The 21,258-nt window shown below is 66.3% G+C and carries 20 protein-coding genes; 12 read left to right on the top strand and 8 right to left on the bottom strand.

Annotation, left to right across the window (positions count from 1 at the left end; all coding sequences use genetic code 11):
• Positions 1–9: 9 nt before the first annotated feature.
• From PU724_RS10295 to PU724_RS10270, 6 genes are all read right to left on the bottom strand, one after another.
• Positions 10–756: a ferredoxin reductase gene (locus PU724_RS10295; protein ID WP_354420375.1), complete on the bottom strand. Its 747-nt coding sequence runs from the start codon at positions 754–756 to the stop codon at positions 10–12.
• The gene (locus tag PU724_RS10290; RefSeq protein ID WP_127392628.1) at positions 753–1,364 is read right to left on the bottom strand and encodes a molybdopterin-dependent oxidoreductase; all 612 of its coding nucleotides are present in this window, start codon (positions 1,362–1,364) and stop codon (positions 753–755) included. The genes PU724_RS10295 and PU724_RS10290 overlap by 4 nt, the downstream gene beginning before the upstream one ends.
• Positions 1,365–1,486: 122 nt before the next feature.
• Positions 1,487–3,031: a DegQ family serine endoprotease gene (locus PU724_RS10285; protein ID WP_354420374.1), complete on the bottom strand. Its 1,545-nt coding sequence runs from the start codon at positions 3,029–3,031 to the stop codon at positions 1,487–1,489.
• 198 nt (positions 3,032–3,229) lie between these two features.
• On the bottom strand, positions 3,230–3,964 hold the full coding sequence (locus PU724_RS10280) for an MBL fold metallo-hydrolase (RefSeq protein WP_354420373.1): 735 nt from the start codon (positions 3,962–3,964) through the stop codon (positions 3,230–3,232).
• Positions 3,964–5,130, bottom strand: a complete 1,167-nt coding sequence (locus PU724_RS10275) for a diphosphate--fructose-6-phosphate 1-phosphotransferase (protein ID WP_127311847.1) — start codon at positions 5,128–5,130, stop codon at positions 3,964–3,966. The genes PU724_RS10280 and PU724_RS10275 overlap by 1 nt, the downstream gene beginning before the upstream one ends.
• A gap of 117 nt (positions 5,131–5,247) precedes the next feature.
• Entirely contained in the window at positions 5,248–5,934 is a 687-nt protein-coding gene (locus PU724_RS10270) for a L,D-transpeptidase (RefSeq protein ID WP_354420526.1), read from the bottom strand.
• 299 nt (positions 5,935–6,233) lie between these two features.
• On the opposite strand from PU724_RS10270, the gene PU724_RS10265 reads away from it, so the two are divergent.
• The 3 genes from PU724_RS10265 (at position 6,234) to xylB (ending at position 9,830) form a co-directional block, all read left to right on the top strand.
• The gene (locus tag PU724_RS10265) at positions 6,234–6,857 is read left to right on the top strand and encodes a LysE family translocator (protein WP_354420372.1); all 624 of its coding nucleotides are present in this window, start codon (positions 6,234–6,236) and stop codon (positions 6,855–6,857) included.
• Positions 6,858–6,970: 113 nt separating this feature from the next.
• The gene (locus PU724_RS10260) at positions 6,971–8,293 is read left to right on the top strand and encodes a tetratricopeptide repeat protein (RefSeq protein ID WP_354420371.1); all 1,323 of its coding nucleotides are present in this window, start codon (positions 6,971–6,973) and stop codon (positions 8,291–8,293) included.
• Between the two features lie 82 nt (positions 8,294–8,375).
• Positions 8,376–9,830 (top strand): xylulokinase, encoded by a 1,455-nt coding sequence (gene xylB / locus PU724_RS10255; protein ID WP_354420370.1) that lies wholly within the window; start codon positions 8,376–8,378, stop codon positions 9,828–9,830.
• Between the two features lie 197 nt (positions 9,831–10,027).
• Here xylB and PU724_RS10250 read toward each other — a convergent pair whose 3' ends face one another.
• A complete protein-coding gene (locus PU724_RS10250) occupies positions 10,028–10,390 on the bottom strand; it encodes a nuclear transport factor 2 family protein (protein WP_127283457.1) in 363 nt (120 codons plus the stop codon).
• A 112-nt stretch (positions 10,391–10,502) separates the two neighbouring features.
• Between PU724_RS10250 and xylA the strand changes: the two genes are divergently transcribed.
• Together xylA and PU724_RS10240 are read left to right on the top strand one after the other, a co-directional pair.
• Positions 10,503–11,828, top strand: a complete 1,326-nt coding sequence (xylA, locus tag PU724_RS10245) for a xylose isomerase (RefSeq protein WP_354420369.1) — start codon at positions 10,503–10,505, stop codon at positions 11,826–11,828.
• Between the two features lie 233 nt (positions 11,829–12,061).
• A complete protein-coding gene (locus PU724_RS10240) occupies positions 12,062–12,271 on the top strand; it encodes a hypothetical protein (RefSeq protein ID WP_126056931.1) in 210 nt (69 codons plus the stop codon).
• 1 nt (position 12,272) lies between these two features.
• Here the strand turns inward: PU724_RS10240 and PU724_RS10235 are convergent, their stop codons facing one another.
• Positions 12,273–13,253: a GlxA family transcriptional regulator gene (locus PU724_RS10235; protein ID WP_354420368.1), complete on the bottom strand. Its 981-nt coding sequence runs from the start codon at positions 13,251–13,253 to the stop codon at positions 12,273–12,275.
• A 76-nt stretch (positions 13,254–13,329) separates the two neighbouring features.
• Between PU724_RS10235 and bcoG the strand changes: the two genes are divergently transcribed.
• From bcoG to PU724_RS10200, 7 genes are all read left to right on the top strand, one after another.
• Positions 13,330–14,247, top strand: a complete 918-nt coding sequence (gene bcoG, locus PU724_RS10230; RefSeq protein ID WP_292168954.1) for a 3-dehydrocarnitine:acetyl-CoA trimethylamine transferase BcoG — start codon at positions 13,330–13,332, stop codon at positions 14,245–14,247.
• Positions 14,248–14,262: 15 nt separating this feature from the next.
• Complete coding sequence (locus tag PU724_RS10225; RefSeq protein WP_354420367.1) at positions 14,263–14,892, top strand: HD domain-containing protein; 630 nt, start codon at positions 14,263–14,265, stop codon at positions 14,890–14,892.
• Positions 14,889–16,001: a carnitine 3-dehydrogenase gene (locus PU724_RS10220; RefSeq protein ID WP_354420366.1), complete on the top strand. Its 1,113-nt coding sequence runs from the start codon at positions 14,889–14,891 to the stop codon at positions 15,999–16,001. Before PU724_RS10225 ends, PU724_RS10220 begins: the two co-directional genes overlap by 4 nt.
• Positions 16,002–16,005: 4 nt before the next feature.
• The gene (locus tag PU724_RS10215; protein WP_127392484.1) at positions 16,006–17,169 is read left to right on the top strand and encodes an acyl-CoA dehydrogenase family protein; all 1,164 of its coding nucleotides are present in this window, start codon (positions 16,006–16,008) and stop codon (positions 17,167–17,169) included.
• 65 nt (positions 17,170–17,234) lie between these two features.
• Entirely contained in the window at positions 17,235–19,313 is a 2,079-nt protein-coding gene (locus PU724_RS10210; protein WP_354420365.1) for an acetate--CoA ligase family protein, read from the top strand.
• Positions 19,306–20,088 carry a carnitinyl-CoA dehydratase gene (locus PU724_RS10205; RefSeq protein ID WP_354420364.1) on the top strand — a complete coding sequence of 261 codons (783 nt, stop codon included), beginning with the start codon at positions 19,306–19,308 and terminating at the stop codon, positions 20,086–20,088. The genes PU724_RS10210 and PU724_RS10205 overlap by 8 nt, the downstream gene beginning before the upstream one ends.
• Positions 20,089–20,304: 216 nt before the next feature.
• Positions 20,305–21,246, top strand: a complete 942-nt coding sequence (locus PU724_RS10200) for an alpha/beta hydrolase (protein WP_354420363.1) — start codon at positions 20,305–20,307, stop codon at positions 21,244–21,246.
• Positions 21,247–21,258 lie beyond the last annotated feature (12 nt).

Here is a 21,258-nt window from a genome sequence, read left to right as displayed (position 1 = left end):
ACCGGGCTCTCACACCCCGTAGCGCTCGGTGCGGATGAGGTCGGCCGGCATGTCGGCATCGATCAGCGCCTGGGCGGCGGCCGAGACGAAGGCATTCGAACCGCACACGAAGGCGAGCGTCGGCGCCTTGGGCAACCGCTCCATGGCCTGCACCATCATCGCTGCGTCGACGCGCCGGGAATAGTCCGACGGCCGCTGGGCCGGCTCGCGCGTCAGCGTCAGCACAAGGTCGAAACCGTCGCGCCGGTCGTCGAGGCGGATCAGCTCGTCGCGGAAGATCACCTCGTCCCAGACCCGCGCCGAAAACACGAGCGCCGCCGGCGCGGCCGATTTCTGCAGGGCGCGGTGGCGCACCATCGCCATCAGCGGCACCACGCCGGAGCCGCCGCCGACCAAAAGGATCGGCCCGCCATCGCTGGCCGACCAGATGAAATGGCCGCCGAGCGGCCCGCGCAATTCGATCTCGTCGCCCACCGCCGCCACCTCGTGGAAGAAGGGCGACACCTCGCCATCCTCGAGCCTCTCGATCGCCAGCTCGATCGCCCCGCCGCTCTCCGGCGCCGAGGCGATGGAGTAGGAGCGGCGCGCCTGATAGCCGTCCGGCGCCGTCAGCCTGACGTCGACATGCTGTCCGGCCTTGTGGACGAAAGGCCGCGACAGCTTGAAGAAGAAGCTCGTGACACGCGGCGTGCGTTTCTCGATGCGCACGATCCTCGCCGTCTGCCAGGGCGATTGCGCGGCCGATGCCTGGCTCATGGATCGCCCGAATAGCGCTGCTCGCGCCACGGGTCGCCATAGATATGGTAGCCGCGCAATTCCCAGAAGCCTGGCTCGTCGCGCTCGGTGAACTGCAGTCCGTTCAGCCATTTCGCCGACTTCCAGAAATAGAGATGCGGCACGAGAAGCCGGGCCGGTCCGCCATGGTCCGGCGTGATCGGCTTGCCCTCGTAGAGCAGCGCCACCATCGCCTTGCCGTCGAGGAGATCCTTGGCCGGCACATTGGTGGTGTAGCCGTCGAACGATAGCGCCAGCGTGTAGGCGGTCGGCGGCGCGATGCCGGCATCGGCGAGGATGTCGTCGACCAGCACGCCTTGCCAGGCGGTGTCGAACTTGGTCCAGGCGGTCACGCAATGGATGTCGCGCGTCATCCTGGTCAGCGGCAGCGCGTTGAACTCGGTCCACTTCCATTTCTTGATCGGGCGAGGGCCGTGCTTGAGGGTGAACGACCAGTCCTCGGTGCGCACACGCGGCGTCGGCCCGGCCGACAGCACCGGGAAGCCCTGCTCGAGATACTGGCCCGGCGGGATGCGCGCGTCATGGTCCGTGGGGGGACGCCGTCCGGAACCGAAACCACGGGTGACCATCAGCACATCCCTTTGCGTCGGCCGCCTGCCGGCCCAGCGCAATGTTCTCGAAGATGTCGCGGCGGGCAACAGAAAAATGCCGGCGGCAGGCCTTGTGGCTGGCCTGTCGCCGGCGCCAGGGCTCAGCCGGCGGCGAAGGGCACGGCGACGAAGATCTGCGCGTCGCCGCGGTCGACGAGCAGCAGCACCGACTTGCGGCCGGACTTGCCTGCCTCGGCGATCGCCTGGTTCGCCTGCCTGGCGCTCTTCACCGGCGTCCGGTCGACGGCGACGATGACATCGCCCGGCTCGAGGCCGGCGGCCGAAGCCGCCTTGTCCGGATTGACGCGCTCGACCAAAGCGCCGCGCTGATTGTCGGCCAGGTTCAACTCCTCGCGGACATCGGGCGTGATATCGGTGAGGCCAAGGCCGAGAGACGGCACGCGCAGGCCTTCGCCGGCCGACGGCTTGCCGCCCTCGCCATTGGCTGCGGTCTTGGTGTCTTCCGCATTGCGGCCGACATCGGCGGAAATCTGCACGGTCTTGCCGTTGCGCCAGACATCGAGCGTTTCCTTGGCGCCGGGCGAGACGTCGGCGACGGCACGCGACAGGTCCTTCGGATCCTTTATCGCCTCGCCGGCAAAGCCGGTGATGACGTCGCCGGTCGCAATGCCGGCCTTGGCCGCGGGCGACCCTTCGGTGACCGCGGCGACGAGCGCGCCGCCCGGATGGTCGAGGCCCATGGCGCTCGCCACGTCCTGCGTCACCGGCTGGATCTGCACGCCGAGATAGCCGTACTCGATGTCGCCGCCCTTCATCAGCTTGGCGACCACCTTCTGCGCCTGGTCGGACGGAATGGCGAAGCCGACGCCGACGCTGCCGCCATTGGGCGAAAAGATGGCGGTGTTGATGCCGACGACATTGCCGCCGACATCGACCAGCGGGCCGCCGGAATTGCCGTGGTTGATCGGCGCGTCGATCTGGATGAAATCGTCGAACGGACTGCTGTTGAGGTCGCGGCCGCGCGCCGAGACGATGCCGGCGGTGACCGTGGTGCCGATGCCGAACGGGTTGCCGAAGGCGAGGATCTGGTCACCCGGCATGAGCTTGTCGGAATCGCCCCATTTGACCGTCGGCAGCGGCTTGGCGGCCTTGACCTTGAGCACGGCGAGGTCGTTCTTGGCGTCGCGGCCGACCAGCTTGGCGGGAAGCTCGGTGCCGTCATCCAGTATCACCTTGATCGACGTGGCGCCGTCGATGACATGGTTGTTGGTGACGATGGTGCCGTCGGCGCCGATGATGAAGCCCGACCCCAGCGCCTCGGCGCGCTGTGACTGCTGCGGCGGCGTCTTGGGCATCGGCACGCCCTGGTCGCCGAAGAACTGGCGGAAATAGTCGTCGAAGGGCGAGCCGCCGTCGAAGGGCTGGTCCTCGCTCATCGTCTCCGGCTGCGCTTTCATGACGGTGGTGACGGTTACCACCGCCGGCTTGTCGGCGGCCACGATCGGCGCGAACGAGCCGTTGGGCGCCGTGATTCCGGAAACCGGGGTCTGGGTCGTGGCGACGGTGTTGCTCGCGCCGATGCCGCTCGCGCTTTGGGCGAAGGACACGACGAAGGGGGAGATGATCAGCGCAGCGCCCAGCAGGGCCGCGACGCGATGTCTACGAATTATGCTCTGGGGTGACATGGTCGTTTCTGTCCGGGCGAGAGTTGATGCCTCGCCGCGAGCGGCTCGAGCGAGGCGCCCGTCGGCGTGTCGGCGACCGGGACTGCGTGTCTCGCCATGCATGGCAGCCGGCCGGATCGACTGCCTGCATCTAGGGCGTGGATCGGCCCGAATTAGGGTTTTGGCGCGACCTTACGAAGATTTAATATCAGGGAGACCTCACGCAGCGCCTCTGCGGCGCAGATACGCCGAGGCGATCTCGCGCATCCGCGCGCCGTCGAAGCTCGGTCCATGACCGCCATGGCCGATGCGGATCGGCAGGTCGAGCAGGCGCCGCATGGTGCGGCAATAGGCGGCGCGATCGGAATCCGGCAAATCGTCGATCAGCATGCCGTCATAGATGGCATCGCCGACAAACAACAACCCGTCGGCCTCGTCGAACAGCGCGATCGAATCGGGCGAATGTCCCGGCAGATGCAGGACGCGGAACTGCCGGTCGCCGAGATCGACGATGTCGTCCTCGTCGAGCGCGCGCGTCAGCGGCGCCGGTGGAATCCGATAATCGGCCGCCTTCCAGTCGGGCGCCGGCAATTTGGAAACGGCGCCGTCGAGATTGTGGAACATGTAGGCATAGGTGACGGCCTCATCCATGCTCTCGAACTGCGCCGCGCTCATCTTCGGCCCGGCCCGCAGCGGGAACTCATGCAGCGAACCGACATGGTCGAGATGGATATGCGTGGCGACGACGATCAGCGGCTTGCCGGCTGGCGTGTCGATCTCGGGCGCCAGCGTCTGGATGCCCATGCCGGTGTCGACCAGAAGGTCGGCATCGCGGCCCTTGAGATGCCAGATGTTGGCGCGCACGAAATCATGCACGAACGGCTCGGTCAGCATCGTTGTCCTGGCGTCGACGATGGCCTTGCCGAACCAGTCGCCGACCACCAGGTCGCCCATCAGACGAAGGGCTTCCCGACCTTGTATTTCTCCGGCACCAGCCGCTTGAGGTAGGCCATGCCGGCATCCGAGAGCTTGTTGGCGTCGGGCTGCATGAAATCGTCGGGCATGTGGCGCGTCTTGCCTGCGACATTCTTCAGCGGCACCTTCTTCAGCACGGTTTTGGAACCGTCATACTGCAGCGCCACCGAGCCGCCGCCCTGCCCGGCGACCTCGACGGCGAAGGCGCCGGCGTCGAAGGCCTCTTTGGCGTCGACGGCATTGATGGCGCCGATGTAGCCGCGCGGCATGTAGCCCAGCGCGTCAACCCGCGCCCGCTTGCCCGGCAGGCCTTCGGCCAGCGCGCGCTCCAACGCGGCCGTCAGGTCGCTGCCCGACAGCTTGACGTTGCCGTGCTGGTCGCGTTCGAGCTTCTCTGGCGGCACCAGGCTCTCGACCAGCGCCTTGCCGTCGGCGGTGCTGACGCCTTCGGATACGGCAACGATGCAGCGCTTGTGGCGGTCGAGCGTGGCCCGCACGTCGTCGATGAAACGCTTCGCCGAGAAGGCGCGCTCCGGCACGTAGACCAGATGCGGGCCGCTGTCGGGATCGAGCTGCCAGGCGGCGGCGGCCGCGGTCAGGAAGCCGGCATGCCGGCCCATGACGATGCCGACATAGATGCCGGGCAAAGCGCGGAAGTCGAGATCGACCGAGAGGAAGGCGCCGGCGACGAACTCGGCCGCCGAGATGAAGCCCGGCGTGTGGTCGTTCTCCTCGAGGTCGTTGTCGATGGTCTTCGGCGCGTGCACGAAGGCGATCGAGCCGCCGGCGGCGTCGGTCAGGATCTGCTGCGTGCCCGACGTGTCGTTGCCGCCGATATAGATGAAGGCGTCGGCGCCGATCTTCTTCAGCCCGTTGAGGATCACCTCGCAATAGGCGGCGTCGGGCTTGTCGCGGGTCGAGCCGAGCGCAGCACTCGGCGTTGCCGCGATCAGCCTGAGCTGCTCTTCCGGGATGGCGGAGAGGTCGGCATAGTTGCCGTCGCGGATGCCGCGCACGCCGTGGATCGAGCCCAGCACCCTGGCCCCGGGATGGCGCTTGCGGATCTCCAGCGCGGCGCCGACGACCGTCTGGTTGATGACGGCGGTCGGGCCGCCGCCCTGCGCGATGACGAAAGTTCCGGCCATGCTTGCTTCTCTCCCGGGCGATGATTTTGAGCTTCGCCTGTCTTGCGGGATGACGCAACGGGAGAAAAGACCGCACTGGGACAAGTCGCCAAAACGGCCGCCGGCAGCGGCCGGGGATCAGACCACGACCACCGGGTTCTTCTTCGACACGCGGCTGTAGAGATCGATGATGTCCTGGTTGATCAGGCGCACGCAGCCCGACGACATCGCCTGGCCGATGCTCCACCATTCCGGCGAGCCGTGGATGCGGTAGCCGGTGTCCTTGCCGTTCTGGAAGATGTAGAGCGCTCGCGCCCCTAGCGGGTTGGTGAGGCCGCCGGGCTGGCCGCCCTGCCATTTCACCAGTTCCGGCTTGCGCTGGATCATCTCCGGCGGCGGCGTCCAGACCGGCCATTCCTTGCCGTACTGGATGTTGGCGCGGCCCGACCAGCGGAAGCCGTCCTTGCCGATGCCGACGCCGTAGCGGATGGCTTCGCCGCCGGGCTGCACGAGGTAGAGCATGCGCTCGTGCAGGTGGACGACGATGGTGCCGGGTGCCTCGCCGGTCTTGTCGACGACGATCTGGCGGCGGAACTCCGGCTTGACCTTCAGATAGGGCACCGCCGGCACCTCGAAGCCGCCATCGCTCAGCGACGCGTACATGACGTCGGGACCGGTGATGTTCTTGTCGACGCTGATGGCGGGGCGGATGGGCCGCACCGAGCCGGTGGTGATGTCGTCGAGCTGCAATTGCGGCAGTTCGAGCGTCTGGGTGCTGCAGCCGGCCATGCCGATGAGTGCCATGGCGCCGGCGCCGGAAAGCATGGCGCGGCGGGAAAGCTGAATTTCGGTTTCGATTGCGTCGCCGTTCGGCGGCGTCAGATTTTGCGGCAACTCGCGCATGCACCAGACCCTACGCTGTCGGCGGGAAGCACGGTCCGGCCGGGATAACAGGTATTTTCATCAATCATGGTTGAAAAAGCGTGAAGGGCCCGACTTTGGTCCTAAGGGCTGTCGCCGCGCCGGCAGGGCTGAACCAGCCGCCCAAACATTTCGAAGATGCCTCTTTACATTCCGGCCGACCCGAGGATTTATCCTTTTCGTTGTGCTCAAGGAGTGAGGAAATGTCCTTCGAGAACTGGGCCGCCTTCGCCGCCGCCTCCACCATCCTTCTCGTCATCCCGGGTCCGACGATCCTTCTGGTCGTCTCCTATGCTCTCGGCCAGGGCTGGCGCACCGCGCTGCCGATGGCGGTCGGGGTCGCGCTCGGCGACTTCACCGCCATGACGCTGTCGATGCTGGGCATCGGCGCGCTGCTGGCGGCGTCCGCCACCGTGTTCACTGGGCTGAAGGTGATCGGCGCCTGCTATCTGATCTATCTCGGCGTCAAATTGTTCCGCGCCGGCGGGGCGCTGAAAGCCGAGCCGCGCACCGACGCGGTGTCCGCCGCCAAGATGATGGCGCATGCCTGGCTGGTCACCGCGCTCAACCCGAAGAGCATCACCTTCTTCGTCGCCTTCCTGCCGCAGTTCCTCGACCGGCATGCCGACTTCTGGCCGCAGATGCTGATCTTCGAGACGACCTTCCTGGCGCTCGCCTTCGCCAATGCCTTCGGCTATGCGCTGATCGCGGCGCGGGCGCGCAACGTCGTGCGCAACCCGAAAGCGATTCGCATCTTCAACCGCACCGGCGGCACGCTCCTGGTCGGCGCCGGCATTGCCACCATGGCGATGCGCTCGGGCAATTGAAGCGGGCGAAATTCGCCCGCCTTGGCCTCGTCGACATGCGCGACCTGAGCTTGGCGTGCCAGCCCCTATTGGCCTAGGATAGGCCAGTTCCGGCATCTGATGGAGGGCTAGCCATGGCAGTCAGGGACGCTTTCGGGCTGACCTTGTCCGGCGCGACGGAAGCCGGATTGACGGCCTATGGTCGGGCTGTGCGTGAGCTTCAGTGCTTCATCGGCGATCCGGTCGGCTCCGCCGATCGCGCAATCGCCGAGGATCCCGGCTTCGTCATGGCGCATGTGTTCAAGGGCTACCTCTTCGCCCTTGCCACCGAGCGCGAGGCGACGCTCGTGGCCAGGGAATGCCACGAGGCGGCCTTGCCGCTCGCCGCCACGGCGCGCGAGCAGGCGCATGTCGCGGCCCTCGGCCATCTCGCCTGGGGGCGCTGGCACGAGGCCTCCCGCATCCTCGAGGATGTCGCCATCGACCATCCGCTCGATCTCGTGGCGCTGCTGACCGGGCATCAGATCGATTTCTTCACCGGCAACGCCCGCATGCTGCGCGACCGCATCGGCCGCGCCCTGACGGCCTGGCGCAGCGACATGCCCGGCTATCATGCGGTCCTCGGCATGCAGGCCTTCGGGCTGGAGGAGATGGGCGACTATGCGCGCGCCGAACGGCTTGGCCGCACGGCTGTCGAGATCGAGCCGCGCGACGGCTGGGCGCAGCACGCCGTCGCCCATGTCATGGAGATGCAGAGCCGGCAAAAGGACGGCATCGCCTGGATGCGCGCCAATCCTGACGCCTGGACAAGGGAAAGCTTCCTCAAGGTGCACAATTGGTGGCACCTGTCGCTGTTCCACTACGACCTCGGCGAGGTCGATGAGGTGCTGGCGCTCTATGACGGCCCGATCTATGGCGAGGCCTCGACGATGGCGCTCAACATGGTCGATGCCTCGGCAATCCTGTGGCGGCTGCGTCTCGGCGGCGTCGATGTCGGCGGGCGCTGGACGGCTCTGGCCGACAACTGGCACAAGGCCGGCGGCGGCAACTATGCCTTCAACGACGCCCACGCGATGATGGCCTTCGTCGGCGCCGGCCAGGAGGCGCGGGCGGAGGGCCTGCTCGACGCGCAGCGCGAGGCGATGCGCGGCAACGACGACAATGCGGCTTTCACCCGCGATGTCGGCCATCCGCTGACGCTGGCGATCAAGGCGTTCGGCGAAGCAAACTACACCGAGGCGGCGCGCCTGATCCGCCCCATACGGTCGATCGCGAACCGCTTCGGCGGCAGCCATGCGCAACGCGACGTCATCGACCTGACGCTGATCGAGGCCGCCCTGCGCGCCGGCGATGGACCGCTGGCGCGGGCGCTGACGGGCGAACGCGCCTTTGCGCGGCCGGACAGTCCGCTGTCGGCGCTGTTTTCGCGCCGCGCCGCCGATTTGTCCGAGAATTGACCCGAAGCGGATCTTGGCATAAGAACTGGCCAAGCCAGATTTTTTCGAGATCCGAAAAAATTAATGGCATTGGGAGGACATCATGTATCTCGGCCTCGATCTGGGCACGTCGGGCGTCAAGGCGCTTTTGATCGATGCCGGGCAGACCGTCATCGGCTCCGGCCACGGCTCGCTCGATGTCTCGCGGCCGCATCCCGGATGGTCCGAGCAGGATCCCGCGCACTGGATCGCGGCCTGCGAAACAGCGATTGCCGAGCTCAAGGCCGCGCATCCGAAGGAACTCGCGGCGGTCAAGGGCATCGGCCTGTCCGGCCAGATGCATGGCGCCACTCTGCTCGATGCCGGCGACAAGGTGCTGCGCCCCTGCATCCTTTGGAACGACACGCGCAGCCATGTCGAGGCCGCCGCGCTCGACGCCGATCCGCGCTTCCGCAAGCTCACCGGCAACATCGTCTTTCCGGGCTTCACCGCGCCGAAGCTTGCCTGGGTGAATAACAACGAGCCCAGGATCTTCGCCAACGTGGCGAAAGTGCTGCTGCCCAAGGATTTCCTGCGGCTCTGGCTGACGGGCGAGCACATTTCGGAAATGTCCGACTCCGCCGGCACCTCCTGGCTCGACGTCGGCAGGCGGCGCTGGTCCGCTGGTCTGCTGGCAGCCACCTCACTCGACGAGAAGCACATGCCGTCGCTGGTCGAGGGCACGGCGAAGGCCGGCGCCTTGCGCGCCGAGCTTGCCGCCAAATGGGGCGTTGCAGCCGGCATTCCGATCGCCGGCGGCGCCGGCGACAATGCGGCCTCGGCCTGCGGCATGGGCACGGTCGGCGCCGGCCACGCCTTTGTGTCGCTCGGCACCTCTGGCGTGCTGTTCGCCGCCAACGCCGCCTACCTGCCCAATCCGGCAAGCGCGGTGCACACCTTCTGCCATGCGCTGCCCGACACCTGGCACCAGATGGGCGTTATCCTGTCGGCCACCGATTCGCTCAACTGGCTGTCGGAGATCACCGGCAAAAGCGCCGGCGAATTGACCGCCGAGCTCGGCGATACGCTCAAGGCGCCGACCGGCGTTTCCTTCCTGCCCTATCTCTCGGGCGAGCGCACGCCGCACAATGATTCCGCCATTCGCGGATCGTTCACCGGCCTGGCACACGAATCCGACCGCGCCGTGCTGACGCAGGCCGTTCTGGAAGGCGTCGCCTTTGCTTTCCGCGACAGTCTCGAAGCGTTGAAAACGGCCGGCACGACACTGACGCGGGTGACCGCGATCGGCGGCGGTTCGCGTTCGCGCTACTGGCTGAAGGCGATCGCCACGGCGTTGCAGGTGCCGGTCGACATCCCGGCCGACGGCGATTTCGGCGCCGCCTTCGGCGCCGCCCGGCTCGGCCTGGTCGCCGCGACCGGCGCCGATCCGCTTGCGGTGTGCACCGCGCCGGCGACCGACGCCACGATCGATCCGGACGCCGGGCTTGGCGGAGCCTTTACCGACGCCTACCAGCGCTACAGGGCGCTTTATCCGGCGATCAGGGCGGCAACCGCGTGAGTATGCGCGAGGCCCCCCTCTCTGCCCTGCCGGGCATCTCCCCCTCAAGGGGGGAGATCAGCAGCTTCGACGTTGGCACCTTTCTTTCGGCGTTGGCGGTTGGCGGAGGTCCGCGTGACGATCAATCTTCCCCCTTGAGGGGGAGATGCCCGGCAGGGCAGAGAGGGGGGGCTCGCGCGTCTCCTACCCGACTAGTCTCACTGCGCCGGCACCTTGTCGAGGAAGCCGGTGACGCTCTTCAGGCGGCCGTTCTCGATGACGCCGATGTCGGTGCCTTCGATGACGGGCTCCGTGCCTTCAGGACCGAGATTCCACGAGAAGCGGATCTGATCGGCAAATCCGTCGGGCTGGCCCTTCAGCGAGAAGCGGAACCCGGCGAAGCGCTGCTGCACGCCGTCGATCAGCGCCGCGATGCCTGCGTGGCCGTCGCCCTGCATGATCGGATCGCGGTAGCTGACGTCGCTGGTGAAGGCCGCTTCGAGCAGGGCCTTGCGGCGGCCCGCATCGCTCTCGTTCCAGGCGGTGATGTAGTTCCGGGCGATCGTGTTGAGGTCGGTCATGGTCTTCATCCTTCGTTGGCTCGTTTCGACATGACCCTTTTCGGCCAGCGCCAACATGAAACCAATTACGCCTGAGGTAATGGCGGACAGAAACCTGCGAGAGGAAAAAATCATGGCCAGCGGATTTTTCGGCGACATCCAGACGATCAAATATGAGGGGCCGGATTCGACCAATCCGCTCGCCTACCGGTTCTACAATCCGGACGAGGTGGTCGCCGGCAAGCGGCTGGAAGACCATCTGCGCTTTGCCGTCGCCTACTGGCATTCCTTCGCCTGGCCCGGCGGTGACCCGTTCGGCGGCCAGACCTTCGATCGTCCCTGGTTCGCCAAGCCCGGCGGCATCGACACGATGGAGCTGGCGAAGCTCAAGGCCGACGTCGCCTTCGAGATGTTCTCACTGCTCGGCGCGCCCTATTTCTGCTTCCACGACGCCGACGTCCGGCCCGAGGGCAAGGACTTTTCCGAGAGCGCCGCGCGCCTCGACGAGATCGCCGACTATTTTGCGGCCAAGATGAAGAAGACCGGCGTCAAGCTGCTGTGGGGCACGGCGAACCTGTTCTCGCACCGCCGCTTCATGTCGGGCGCGGCCACCAATCCCGATCCGGATGTCTTCGCCTATGCGGCGGCGACGGTGAAGAGCTGCATCGACGTCACCAAGCGCCTGAAGGGCGAGAACTACGTGCTGTGGGGCGGCCGCGAAGGCTACGAGACGCTGCTCAACACCGACCTTGGCCGCGAGCAGGAGCAGGCCGGGCGCTTCCTCAGCCTGGTCGTCGACTACAAGCACAAGATCGGGTTCAAGGGCACCATCCTGATCGAGCCGAAGCCCCAGGAGCCGACGAAGCACCAGTACGATTACGATGTCGCCACCGTCTACGGCTTCCTCAAGCGCTTTGGGCTGGAGAAGGAAGTGAAGCTCAACATCGAGCAGGGCCACGCCATCCTCGCCGGCCATTCCTTCGAGCATGAATTGGCGCTCGCCAATGCCCTCGGCGTCTTCGGCTCGATCGACATGAACCGCAACGACTACCAATCGGGCTGGGATACCGACCAGTTCCCCAACAATGTGCCGGAAATGGCGCTCGCCTACTACCAGGTCCTGCAGGGCGGCGGCTTCAAGACCGGCGGCACCAATTTCGACGCCAAGCTGCGGCGCCAGTCGCTCGACCCGCAGGACCTGCTGATCGGCCATATCGGCGGCATGGATGCCTGCGCGCGCGGCCTCAAGGCGGCGGCGAAAATGATCGAGGACAAGGCGCTGTCGGGCCCGCTGGCCGAGCGCTATGCCGGCTGGAGCACGGCCGAGGGCAAGGCGATGCTGTCGGGCAAGCGCACGCTGGAAGAGATCGCCGAGCGCGTGGTCAAGAAGAAGATCGAGCCGCAGCCGCGCTCCGGCCGCCAGGAACTGCTGGAGAACATCGTCAACCGCTATGTGTGAGGGCGGGCGCCGGCCCTATCTATTTGTTCTGGCGCATTCAGGACGGAAAACCTGGAATTGCTCTAACTCAAGCAATTGCTAAGATAAAACGGCTTTGCGCGGGGCAGAAACCGACGACAAGGTTTTGCCCCGCGCCGCCCCTCAATCGCCTCTCTCTTGCCTTCAAACAGCCGTCACGAATTTCGTATAGTGTCGGCTCGTGGCGGGAATCAGGAAGAAGGAGGCGAAACGATATGCAGCACGAACGCGAAATCGACGCCCTGCTCTCATCTGGCGAGGCCGGCTCGATCATCGACCGGCTGATGGCGTTGCCGCACGGCAAGGCCGGTTCGCGCGGCGCGACCGAATGGGATCGCGCGGTCGCCAGCCGCTTCGAGACCCATATTGCAAGACAGATGCGCTCCGAGATCGACAGCGCCAGCACCCGGCAGACCGCCGCGTAGTCTATCCCCGGCGGAGCCTCACCGGCGCTTCGCCGAAAGCCCTCGAAAATGCCCTGGAAAATGCCGCAGCGGAGGAGAATCCCGTGCGCCCGGCAATGTCGGCCATGGCGATCCGCGTGTCGACCACCAGGCGCCGGGCGGCGCTGAGGCGCAGCCGCAGATAATAGGCGCCGGGCGTCTCGCCGATCGACTTGCGGAAGATGCTTTCCAGCGTCCGCGCTGTCACTCCGGCGCGCTTGGCCACGGCGTCGATGGTCAGCGGCTGGTCGACATGCGATTCCATCAGCCGGATCGCCTGCGCCAGCCTTGGGTCGTAGCCGTCGAGCCTTCCGAGCGAGACCAGAGGCTGCGCATCGGTCGCGGCGCGCGCCTGATCGTAGATGAACACGCTCGCCACATCGAGCGCCACGGCCATGCCGAGCCTGGTCCGCACGAGATGCAGCATCAGATCGAAGGTCGGCGAGGCGCCGCCGGAGGTGAAGACAGGCCCGTCGATGACATACCGGTCCGGACGCACGTCGACGCCCGGGAAGGCGGCGGAAAAATCCTCCATGTCTTCCCAATGCGTGGTGGCGCTTCGCCCTTCGAGCAGGCCGGCCCGCGCCACCAGCCAGGTGCCGGCCTCGACGCCGCCGCAGGCGCGGGCCGCACGTGCTGCCCTCCGCAACCCCGCAAGCAGCGCCGCCGTGGCATAATTCTGCGTGCCGAAGCCGGCGACGACGACCAACACATCGGTCGGCTCGGCGGCATCGAAGCGGCCGCTGACCGCCACCGGCAGGCCACATGTCGTGACCGGCGCCTCACCCGTCAGCGAGACCAGCTTGAAGTCGAACAGCGTCTCGCCCGAGATGCGGTTGGCGGCGCGCAGCGGGTCCACGGCCGAGGCCACGCACATGATCGACGAACCGGAGAACACCAGGAACGTCACCTTGAGCGTTTCGTGCTCGGCGCGAAAGATGGTCGGCTTTTCGCTTTTAGTCATGTCAGCTTCGTAAAGCGCAAAACAGTTTCCGGCAAGTCGGTCATTGTTGGGTCTGTCTTGATTGGGAGGAAGTCCAATGCCGCTCGCAATGAACCGTGAGGTCTTCATTACCTGTGCCGTGACCGGGTCCGGCGGCTCGCAGGACCGCAGCCCGCATGTGCCGCGCTCGCCCAAGCAGATCGCCGATTCGGCGATCGACGCCGCCAAGGCGGGTGCGGCGATCGTCCACTGCCATGTCCGCGATCCCGAGACCGGCAAGCCCAGGCGCGACATCCATCTCTACCGCGAGGTGACCGAGCGCATCCGCGAGGCCAATGTCGACGTGGTGCTCAACCTCACCGCCGGCATGGGCGGCGACATGGTGTTCGGCTCGCCGGAGGCGCCGCTGCCGCTCAACGAGAAGGGCACCGACATGGGCGGCGCCACCAACCGCATGGAGCATGTGCGCCAGTGCCTGCCGGAGATCTGCACGCTGGACTGCGGCACGATGAACTTCGCCGAGGCAGACTATGTCATGACCAACACCCCCGGCATGCTCCGCGCCATGGGCGGCATGATGACGGCGCTCGGCGTCAAGCCCGAGATCGAAGCCTTCGACACCGGCCATCTGTGGTTCGCCAAGCAGCTGGTCGAGGAGCAGGTGCTGAAGCCGGACGCGCTGGTGCAGCTCTGCATGGGCGTGCCGTGGGGCGCGCCCGACGACCTCAACACCTTCATGGCCATGGTCAACAACGTGCCGTCGACCTGGAACTGGTCGGCCTTCTCGATCGGCCGCAACCAGATGGCCTATGCCGCCGCCGCGGTGCTGGCCGGCGGCAATGTCCGCGTCGGCCTTGAGGACAATCTCTGGCTGGACAAGGGCGTGCTGGCGACCAATGCGCAGCTCGTCGAGCGTGCTGCGAGCATCGTCACCAATCTCGGCGCCAGGATCCTCGGGCCGGAGGAAGTGCGCAAGAAGCTCAACCTCACCAAGCGGGCGCCGATAGCCGCTTGATTTGGGGAGTCGGAAATGGCTACCGTCAAATTCACCGCAATGAAGGATGGCGACAGGGAAGACTACGAATTCCTGACCGCCCATGAGGTCGACTACGCTGCGAAAACCGGCGAGCGGCTGCTTACCGCGCTGGTGCAGCTCGACGAGGGCCTCTCCGGCTACAAGATCACCCGGCTCGGCCATTCGCTGCAGGCGGCGACGCGGGCCTGGCGCGACGGCGCCGACACTGACTGGATCGCCTGCGCGCTGCTGCACGACATCGGCGATATCTACGCGCCCTACAATCACGACGAATATGCGGCCGCGGTCCTGAAGCCCTTCGTGCGCGAACAGTGCACCTGGGTGGTGGAGAAGCACGGCGATTTCCAGCGCCTCTATTACGCGCATCATCTCGGCGGCAACCGCCACGCCCGTGACCGCTTCGCCGGCCATCCCTATTTCGACGACTGCGACCGGTTCTGCGAGCGCTGGGACCAGTCGAGCTTCGACCCCGATTACGACACGTTGCCGATCGAATTCTTCCGGCCCTTCGTGCTCGAGGTCTTCGCCCGCAAGGCTTACGACCCGGCCGTGATCCGCGCCGGCGAGCGTGTGCCGCTTACCGATCCCGAAACAGCCAAGACCAGAACCGGAGCTTCCGCATGAGCATCATCAACAAGGCAGCCGCCATCGGCGGCGGCGTCATCGGCGCCGGCTGGGTGGCGCGGCTTCTGCTCAATGGCATCGATGTGTCGATCTTCGATCCGGATCCCGAAGCTTCGCGCAAAGTGGGCGAGGTGATGAAGGGCGCCCGCCGCGCCTATAAGCAGATGCTGCCCGGCGGCCTGCCCAAGGAAGGCAGGCTGACCTTCGCCAAGACCATCGCCGAGGCGGTCGCCGACGCCGATTTCATCCAGGAAAGCGTGCCGGAGCGGCTCGACCTCAAGCACAGGGTGCTGGCCGAGATCGACGCCCATGCGCCGGCCAATGCCATCGTCGGCTCGTCGACCTCCGGCATCAAACCGACCGACATGCAGGTGGCGATGAAGAAGCACCCGGAGCGGCTGGTCGTCGGCCATCCGTTCAACCCGGTCTATCTCCTGCCGCTGGTCGAGATCGTCGGCGGCGAGCAGACTTTCCCGGAGGCGATCGAGGTTGCCAAGGAACTCTATGCCTCGATCGGCATGAAACCGGTGGTGGTGCGCAAGGAGATCGAGGCCTTCGTCGGCGACCGCCTGCTCGAAGCCGCCTGGCGCGAGGCGCTGTGGCTGGTCAAGGACGGCATCTGCACCGTCGAGGAGCTCGACGACATCATGCGCTATTCCTTCGGCTTGCGCTGGGCGCAGATGGGCATGTTCCAGGTCTACCGCGTCGCTGGCGGCGAGGCCGGCATGCGCCACTTCATGGCTCAGTTCGGCCCTTGCCTGAAATGGCCGTGGACCAAGCTGATGGACGTGCCGGAGTTCAACGACGAGTTGGTCGACCTCATCGCCACCCAGTCGGACGAGCAGGCGCACGGCCTGTCGATCCGCGAGCTGGAAAAGATCCGCGACGACAATCTGGTCGCCATCATGGAAGCGCTGTCGAAGCAGAACAAGGGCAAGGGCTGGGGCGCCGGCGCGCTGCACAAGGACTATACCAGGCAGCTCGCCAAGCTGGCGGCGAAGAAGCCGGTCTCCAAGGCGGCCGAGAAGGCCAAGGCTGCCAAGCCGGTGAAGAAGGCCGTGAAGCCGGCAAAGGCCGGAAAGTCGAAGAAGAGCAAGAAGAAGGGCTGAGGCGATGGATTTCGGTCTTTCCGAGGAACAAAAACTGATCGTCGAGACGACGCGCGCCTTCGTCGAGAACGAGCTTTACCCGCATGAGAGCGAGGTGGAGCGCACTGGCGTGCTGCGCCGCGAGCTTGTCGACGAGATCAAGGCCAAGGCGATCGAAGCCGGCCTCTACGCCGCCAACATGCCGGCCGATGTCGGCGGCGCGGGCCTCGATACGGTGAGCTGGCTGCTCTACGAGAAGGAACTCGGCCGCGCCAACTACGCGCTGCACTGGACCTGCGTCGCGCGCCCGTCCAACATCCTGCTCGCCGGCACGCCGGAGCAGCGCGAGAAATACCTCTTCCCCTGCATCCGCGGCGAGAAATGGGACTGCCTCGCAATGACCGAGCCCGGCGCCGGCTCCGACCTGCGCGGCATGAAGGCCACCGCCGTCCAGGACGGCGACGACTGGGTGTTGAACGGCACCAAGCATTTCATCAGCCATGCCGACATCGCCGACTTTGCGATTTGTTTCATGGCTTCCGGCGAAGAAGATTCGCCGCGCGGCAAACGCAAGAAGATCACCGCCTTCTTCGTCGACAAGGGCACCAAGGGTTTTACGGTGCGCGACGGCTATCGCAACGTCTCGCATCGTGGCTACACCAACGCCATTCTCGAATTCGACGATTGCCGGCTGCCGGCGAGCCAGGTCCTTGGCGAGGTCCACAAGGGTTTCGAGGTCGCCAATTCCTGGCTGGGCGCCACCCGCCTGCAGGTCGGCGCCACTTGCCTCGGCCGCGCCGAGCGCGCGCTCGGCCATGCCATCGAATATGCAGCGCAGCGCCAGCAGTTCGGCCAGCAGATCGGCAAATTCCAGGGCGTGTCGTTCAAGCTCGCCGACATGGCGACCGAATTGAAAGCCGCCGACCTGATGGTGTTCGAAGCCGGCTGGAAGTACGATCAGGGCACCGTCACCGACCAGGACATGGCCATGGCCAAGCTGAAGGCTACGGAGATGCTGGCCTTCGTCGCCGACGAGGCGATCCAGATCCATGGCGGCATGGGGCTGATGGACGACCTGCCGCTGGAGCGCATCTGGCGCGACGCCCGCGTCGAGCGCATCTGGGAAGGCACTTCGGAGATTCAGCGACATATCATTTCGCGGGCGCTGCTGCGTCCGTTCGGGGCTTAGGGCATGATGTGCCCCAAACCGGGGTCCGGTTTGGGGGAAGATCATGCTCAAACGAAAAGATGACCATGCATAAACTCGAACGTCTCCTGCGCCCGAAGTCCATAGCCGTGTTCGGCGGCGCGCAGGCCGCCGCCGTCGTCGCGCAATCGATCAAGATGGGCTTTGCCGGCGAAATCTGGCCGGTGCATCCGACAAAGGACGAGGTCGCCGGGCGCAAGGCCTACCGCTCCGTCGCCGACCTGCCCGGCGCGCCGGACGCCGCCTTTGTCGGCGTCAACCGCCATCTCACCATCGAGGTGATCAGGGAACTGGCCGAGCGCGGCGCCGGCGGCGCCGTCTGCTTCGCCGCCGGCTTCCTCGAGACCGAGGCCTATGACGAGGACGGCGAACGGCTGCAGGCCGAGCTCGTCGCAGCCGCCGGCCAGATGCCGATCATCGGTCCGAACTGCTATGGCCTCATCAACTATGCCGATGGCGCGCTTCTGTGGCCCGACCAGCATGGCGGCATCCGGCTGCCCGACGGCGGCAAGGGCGTCGCCATCATCACCCAGTCGTCCAACATCGCCATCAACATGACGATGCAGAAGCGCGGCCTGCCGATCGCGTTCCTGATGACCGCCGGCAATCAGGCGCAGACCGGCCTCTCGGAAATGGCGCTCGGCCTGATCGAGGATGAGCGCGTCACATCGCTCGGCCTGCACATCGAGGCTTTTGACGCAGTAGCCGGCTTCGAGCGGCTGGCGGCCAGGGCCCGCGAGCTGAAGAAGCCGATCATCGCCATGAAGGTCGGCCGCTCGGAACAGGCGCGGCAGGCGACGGTGTCGCACACCGCCTCGCTCGCCGGCTCGGATGCCGCCTCGGGCGCGTTCCTGAAGCGGCTCGGCATCGCCCGCGTCGATTCCATTCCGGCCTTCATCGAGGCGCTGAAGCTCCTGCACATCACCGGGCCACTGCCCGGCTACAAGCTGTCTTCGATGAGCTGCTCGGGCGGCGAGGCCTCGGTGATGGCCGACAGCGCCGAAGGGCGCTGGGTGCATTTCCCTGCACTCACCGACAAGCACCGCGCCCATGTCAAATCGACGCTCGGGCCGCTGGTCGCGGTCGCCAATCCGCTCGACTACCACACCTTCATCTGGAACAACGAGCCGGCGATGACGGCGACCTTCACCGCCATGGTGTCGGGCGGCTTCGACCTCAACATGCTGGTGCTCGACTTCCCCCGTCCCGACCGCTGTTCGGACACCGACTGGTGGACGACGCTCCGCGCCTTCGAGGCGGCGCTGAAGACCAACAGCGCGCAGGGCGCGATCGTCTCCTCGCTGCCGGAGAACCTGCCGGAGGAATACACCGCCGGGCTGATGGCGCGCGGCATGGTGCCGCTGTTCGGCATCTCGGAAGCCATGGATGCCGCGCAAGCCGCCGCCTTCATCGGCTGGGCCTGGCGCGAGCCCGAGGCGCAGCCGGTCGACACGTCTGCTTCCGGCGTCGCCAGCGGCGGCCATGTCACGCCCGACGAGGCCGAGGCCAAGGCGCGGCTGATCAAGGCCGGCCTGCCGGTGCCGAAGGGCGAGCGCGCCGCCAATGCGGTCGAGGCGGTGATTTCGTCCATGGCGCTCGGCTTCCCGGTGGCGCTGAAGGCGCTGGGCGTCACCCACAAGTCGGAAGTCGGCGCGGTGATCCTGAACCTCAAGGATGCCGAATCCGTCAGCAATGCCGCCCATGACCTCCTGCCGCTCGGCACCGGCCTCTATGCCGAGCGCATGGTGCGCGACGGCGTCGCCGAGCTGATCGTCGGCTTCACCCGCGACCCGATGTTCGGCGCGGTGATGACGCTGGGCACCGGCGGCGTGCTGGTCGAGCTCCTGCGCGACAGCCTCACTTTGATGCTGCCGGCGACCCGCGACGACATCGAAGCGGCCCTGCGCGGACTGAAGCTCTATCCGCTGCTCGAAGGCTATCGCGGCCGGCCCAAGGCCGATGTTCAGGCTGCCATCGATGCCATCGCCGGCATCGCCGGCTTTGTGCAGCAGAATGCCGGCGAGATCGAGGAGCTCGACATCAATCCGCTGATCGTCTGCGCCGAAGGCAAGGGCGCCTGGATCGCCGACGCGCTGCTGGTGCTTGGAGAAAAGAAGAATGTCTGACGTCATTTCGACCCGCCGCGAGGGCGCCATCCTCGAGGTCACGCTTGACCGGCCGAAGGCCAACGCCATCGACCTGAAGACGTCGCGGCTGATGGGCGAGACGTTCAGGGCGTTCCGCGACGATCCCGAATTGCGCGTCGCCATCGTCAGGACCGCCGGCGACAAGTTCTTCTGCGCCGGCTGGGACCTCAAGGCGGCGGCCGGCGGCGACGCGGTCGACGGCGATTATGGCGTCGGCGGCTTCGCCGGGCTGCAGGAATTGCGCGACCTCAACAAGCCGGTCATCGCCTGCGTTAACGGCATGGCGGTCGGCGGCGGCTTCGAACTGGCGCTGTCCTGCGACCTGATCTACGCCTCGGACCATTCCTCCTTCGCCCTGCCCGAGATCCGCGCCGGCACGCTGGCCGACGCTGCGACGATCAAGCTGCCGAAACGCATTCCCTACCATGTCGCGATGGACCTTTTGCTCACCGGCCGCTGGATGGATGTCGCGGAAGCGCATCGCTGGGGCCTGGTCAACGAGGTGCTGCCCAAGGACAAGCTCGAGGACCGCGTCTGGGAGATCGCGCGGATGCTGGCCAGCGGCCCGCCGCTGGTCTTCGCCGCGATCAAGGAGACCGCGCGCGTGGCCGAGGCGCTCACCTTCCAGGACGCAATGAACAAGGTGACACGCCGCCAGCTGCCGACCGTCGATATCCTCTATGGGTCGGAAGACAATATGGAAGGGTTCCGGGCCTTCGCCGAGAAGCGCGACCCGGTGTGGAAGGGGAAGTGACTCTGCGGAGATGATCGTGCGAGGCACCCCCCTCTGCCCTGCCGGGCATCTCCCCCTCAAGGGGGGAGATCGGCAGCTTCAGCCTCTACGCTTTTCTTCCAGCGTAGAAGATTGGCGAAAGCCTTCGCGACATCTGATCTCCCCCCTTGCGGGGGAGATGTCCGGCAGGACAGAGAGGGGACCTTGGGCGCCATCACCGAAAGTTGGTCATCCTGCATGACCAACTACAAAACCCTCATCGATGCCGAGACCTGGGCCTTCATCGAGAAGACCAATTCCTACTATCCGCCGGATACGATCGACTACACGATCGCAGAGCAGCGCGCGATCTATGACCGCATGTGCCGGGAATTCTTTGCCGGCTATCCGCAAGGCGTGACGGTCGAGACCACAGCCATCCCGGCGCCTGCGCAAGACATCCCGATCCGCCTCTATCGCAACGCCAAACCGCAGACGGCGGCGATGATGCTCTACGTCCATGGCGGCGGCTTCATCCTCGGCGGGCTGGACAGCCATGACGATGTCTGCGCCGAACTCTGCGCCCGCACCGGCTTCGAGGTGGTTTCCGTCGACTACCGGCTGGCGCCGGAGCACCTGCACCCGGCCGCCTTCGACGATGTCATGGCAGCCTTCGAATGGGCCGCCGCTGCTTACGACCGCCCCGTCCTGCTTTGCGGCGACAGCGCCGGCGGCAATCTTTGCGCCGCCGTCAGCCATGCGACGCGCGGCCATGCCAAAAAACCGGTCGGCCAGCTGCTGATCTATCCCGGCCTCGGCGGCGACCGGTCTCGTGGCTCCTATGTGACGCATGCCGAAGCACCGATGCTGACCGTGCGCGACCTCGAATTCTACAAGCACATCCGCACCGGTGGCGAGGACCGCACCGGCGACATCACGCTGGCGCCGCTCGCCGATGCCGACTTCGCCTACCTGCCGCCGACCGTGCTGATCACCGCCGAATGCGACCCGCTGTCCTCCGACGGCGAGGCCTATCGCGACCGCGTCGTCGCGGCCGGCGGACATGCGTACTGGTTCGAGGAACCGGGACTTGTGCATGGCTACCTGAGGGCCCGGCACACGGTCGGCCGGGCGCGCGCCAGCTTCACCCGCATCGTCGAGGCCGCAACGGCGCTCGGCAAGGGCGACTGGATCTGGTGAGCCGGCGTCTTG

The sequence above is a fragment of the Mesorhizobium abyssinicae genome (assembly GCF_049887195.1).
GTDB lineage: Bacteria > Pseudomonadota > Alphaproteobacteria > Rhizobiales > Rhizobiaceae > Mesorhizobium > Mesorhizobium abyssinicae.
This window is presented reverse-complemented; position numbering and strand designations above follow the sequence as displayed.

Excerpts from the sequence above, each read along its gene's own strand:
- PU724_RS10295 (WP_354420375.1), bottom strand. The coding sequence starts at position 756 with ATGAGCCAGGCATCGGCCGCGCAATCGCCCTGGCAGACGGCGAGGATC.
- PU724_RS10205 (WP_354420364.1), top strand. The coding sequence starts at position 19,306 with ATGTCTGACGTCATTTCGACCCGCCGCGAGGGCGCCATCCTCGAGGTC.
- PU724_RS10290 (WP_127392628.1), bottom strand. The coding sequence starts at position 1,364 with ATGGTCACCCGTGGTTTCGGTTCCGGACGGCGTCCCCCCACGGACCAT.
- PU724_RS10225 (WP_354420367.1), top strand. The coding sequence starts at position 14,263 with ATGGCTACCGTCAAATTCACCGCAATGAAGGATGGCGACAGGGAAGAC.
- PU724_RS10285 (WP_354420374.1), bottom strand. The coding sequence starts at position 3,031 with ATGTCACCCCAGAGCATAATTCGTAGACATCGCGTCGCGGCCCTGCTG.
- PU724_RS10210 (WP_354420365.1), top strand. The coding sequence starts at position 17,235 with ATGCATAAACTCGAACGTCTCCTGCGCCCGAAGTCCATAGCCGTGTTC.
- xylB (WP_354420370.1), top strand. The coding sequence starts at position 8,376 with ATGTATCTCGGCCTCGATCTGGGCACGTCGGGCGTCAAGGCGCTTTTG.
- PU724_RS10265 (WP_354420372.1), top strand. The coding sequence starts at position 6,234 with ATGTCCTTCGAGAACTGGGCCGCCTTCGCCGCCGCCTCCACCATCCTT.
- PU724_RS10235 (WP_354420368.1), bottom strand. The coding sequence starts at position 13,253 with ATGACTAAAAGCGAAAAGCCGACCATCTTTCGCGCCGAGCACGAAACG.
- xylA (WP_354420369.1), top strand. The coding sequence starts at position 10,503 with ATGGCCAGCGGATTTTTCGGCGACATCCAGACGATCAAATATGAGGGG.
- PU724_RS10270 (WP_354420526.1), bottom strand. The coding sequence starts at position 5,934 with ATGCTTTCCGGCGCCGGCGCCATGGCACTCATCGGCATGGCCGGCTGC.
- PU724_RS10260 (WP_354420371.1), top strand. The coding sequence starts at position 6,971 with ATGGCAGTCAGGGACGCTTTCGGGCTGACCTTGTCCGGCGCGACGGAA.
- PU724_RS10215 (WP_127392484.1), top strand. The coding sequence starts at position 16,006 with ATGGATTTCGGTCTTTCCGAGGAACAAAAACTGATCGTCGAGACGACG.
- PU724_RS10220 (WP_354420366.1), top strand. The coding sequence starts at position 14,889 with ATGAGCATCATCAACAAGGCAGCCGCCATCGGCGGCGGCGTCATCGGC.
- PU724_RS10280 (WP_354420373.1), bottom strand. The coding sequence starts at position 3,964 with ATGGGCGACCTGGTGGTCGGCGACTGGTTCGGCAAGGCCATCGTCGAC.
- PU724_RS10275 (WP_127311847.1), bottom strand. The coding sequence starts at position 5,130 with ATGGCCGGAACTTTCGTCATCGCGCAGGGCGGCGGCCCGACCGCCGTC.
- PU724_RS10200 (WP_354420363.1), top strand. The coding sequence starts at position 20,305 with ATGACCAACTACAAAACCCTCATCGATGCCGAGACCTGGGCCTTCATC.
- PU724_RS10240 (WP_126056931.1), top strand. The coding sequence starts at position 12,062 with ATGCAGCACGAACGCGAAATCGACGCCCTGCTCTCATCTGGCGAGGCC.
- PU724_RS10250 (WP_127283457.1), bottom strand. The coding sequence starts at position 10,390 with ATGACCGACCTCAACACGATCGCCCGGAACTACATCACCGCCTGGAAC.
- bcoG (WP_292168954.1), top strand. The coding sequence starts at position 13,330 with ATGCCGCTCGCAATGAACCGTGAGGTCTTCATTACCTGTGCCGTGACC.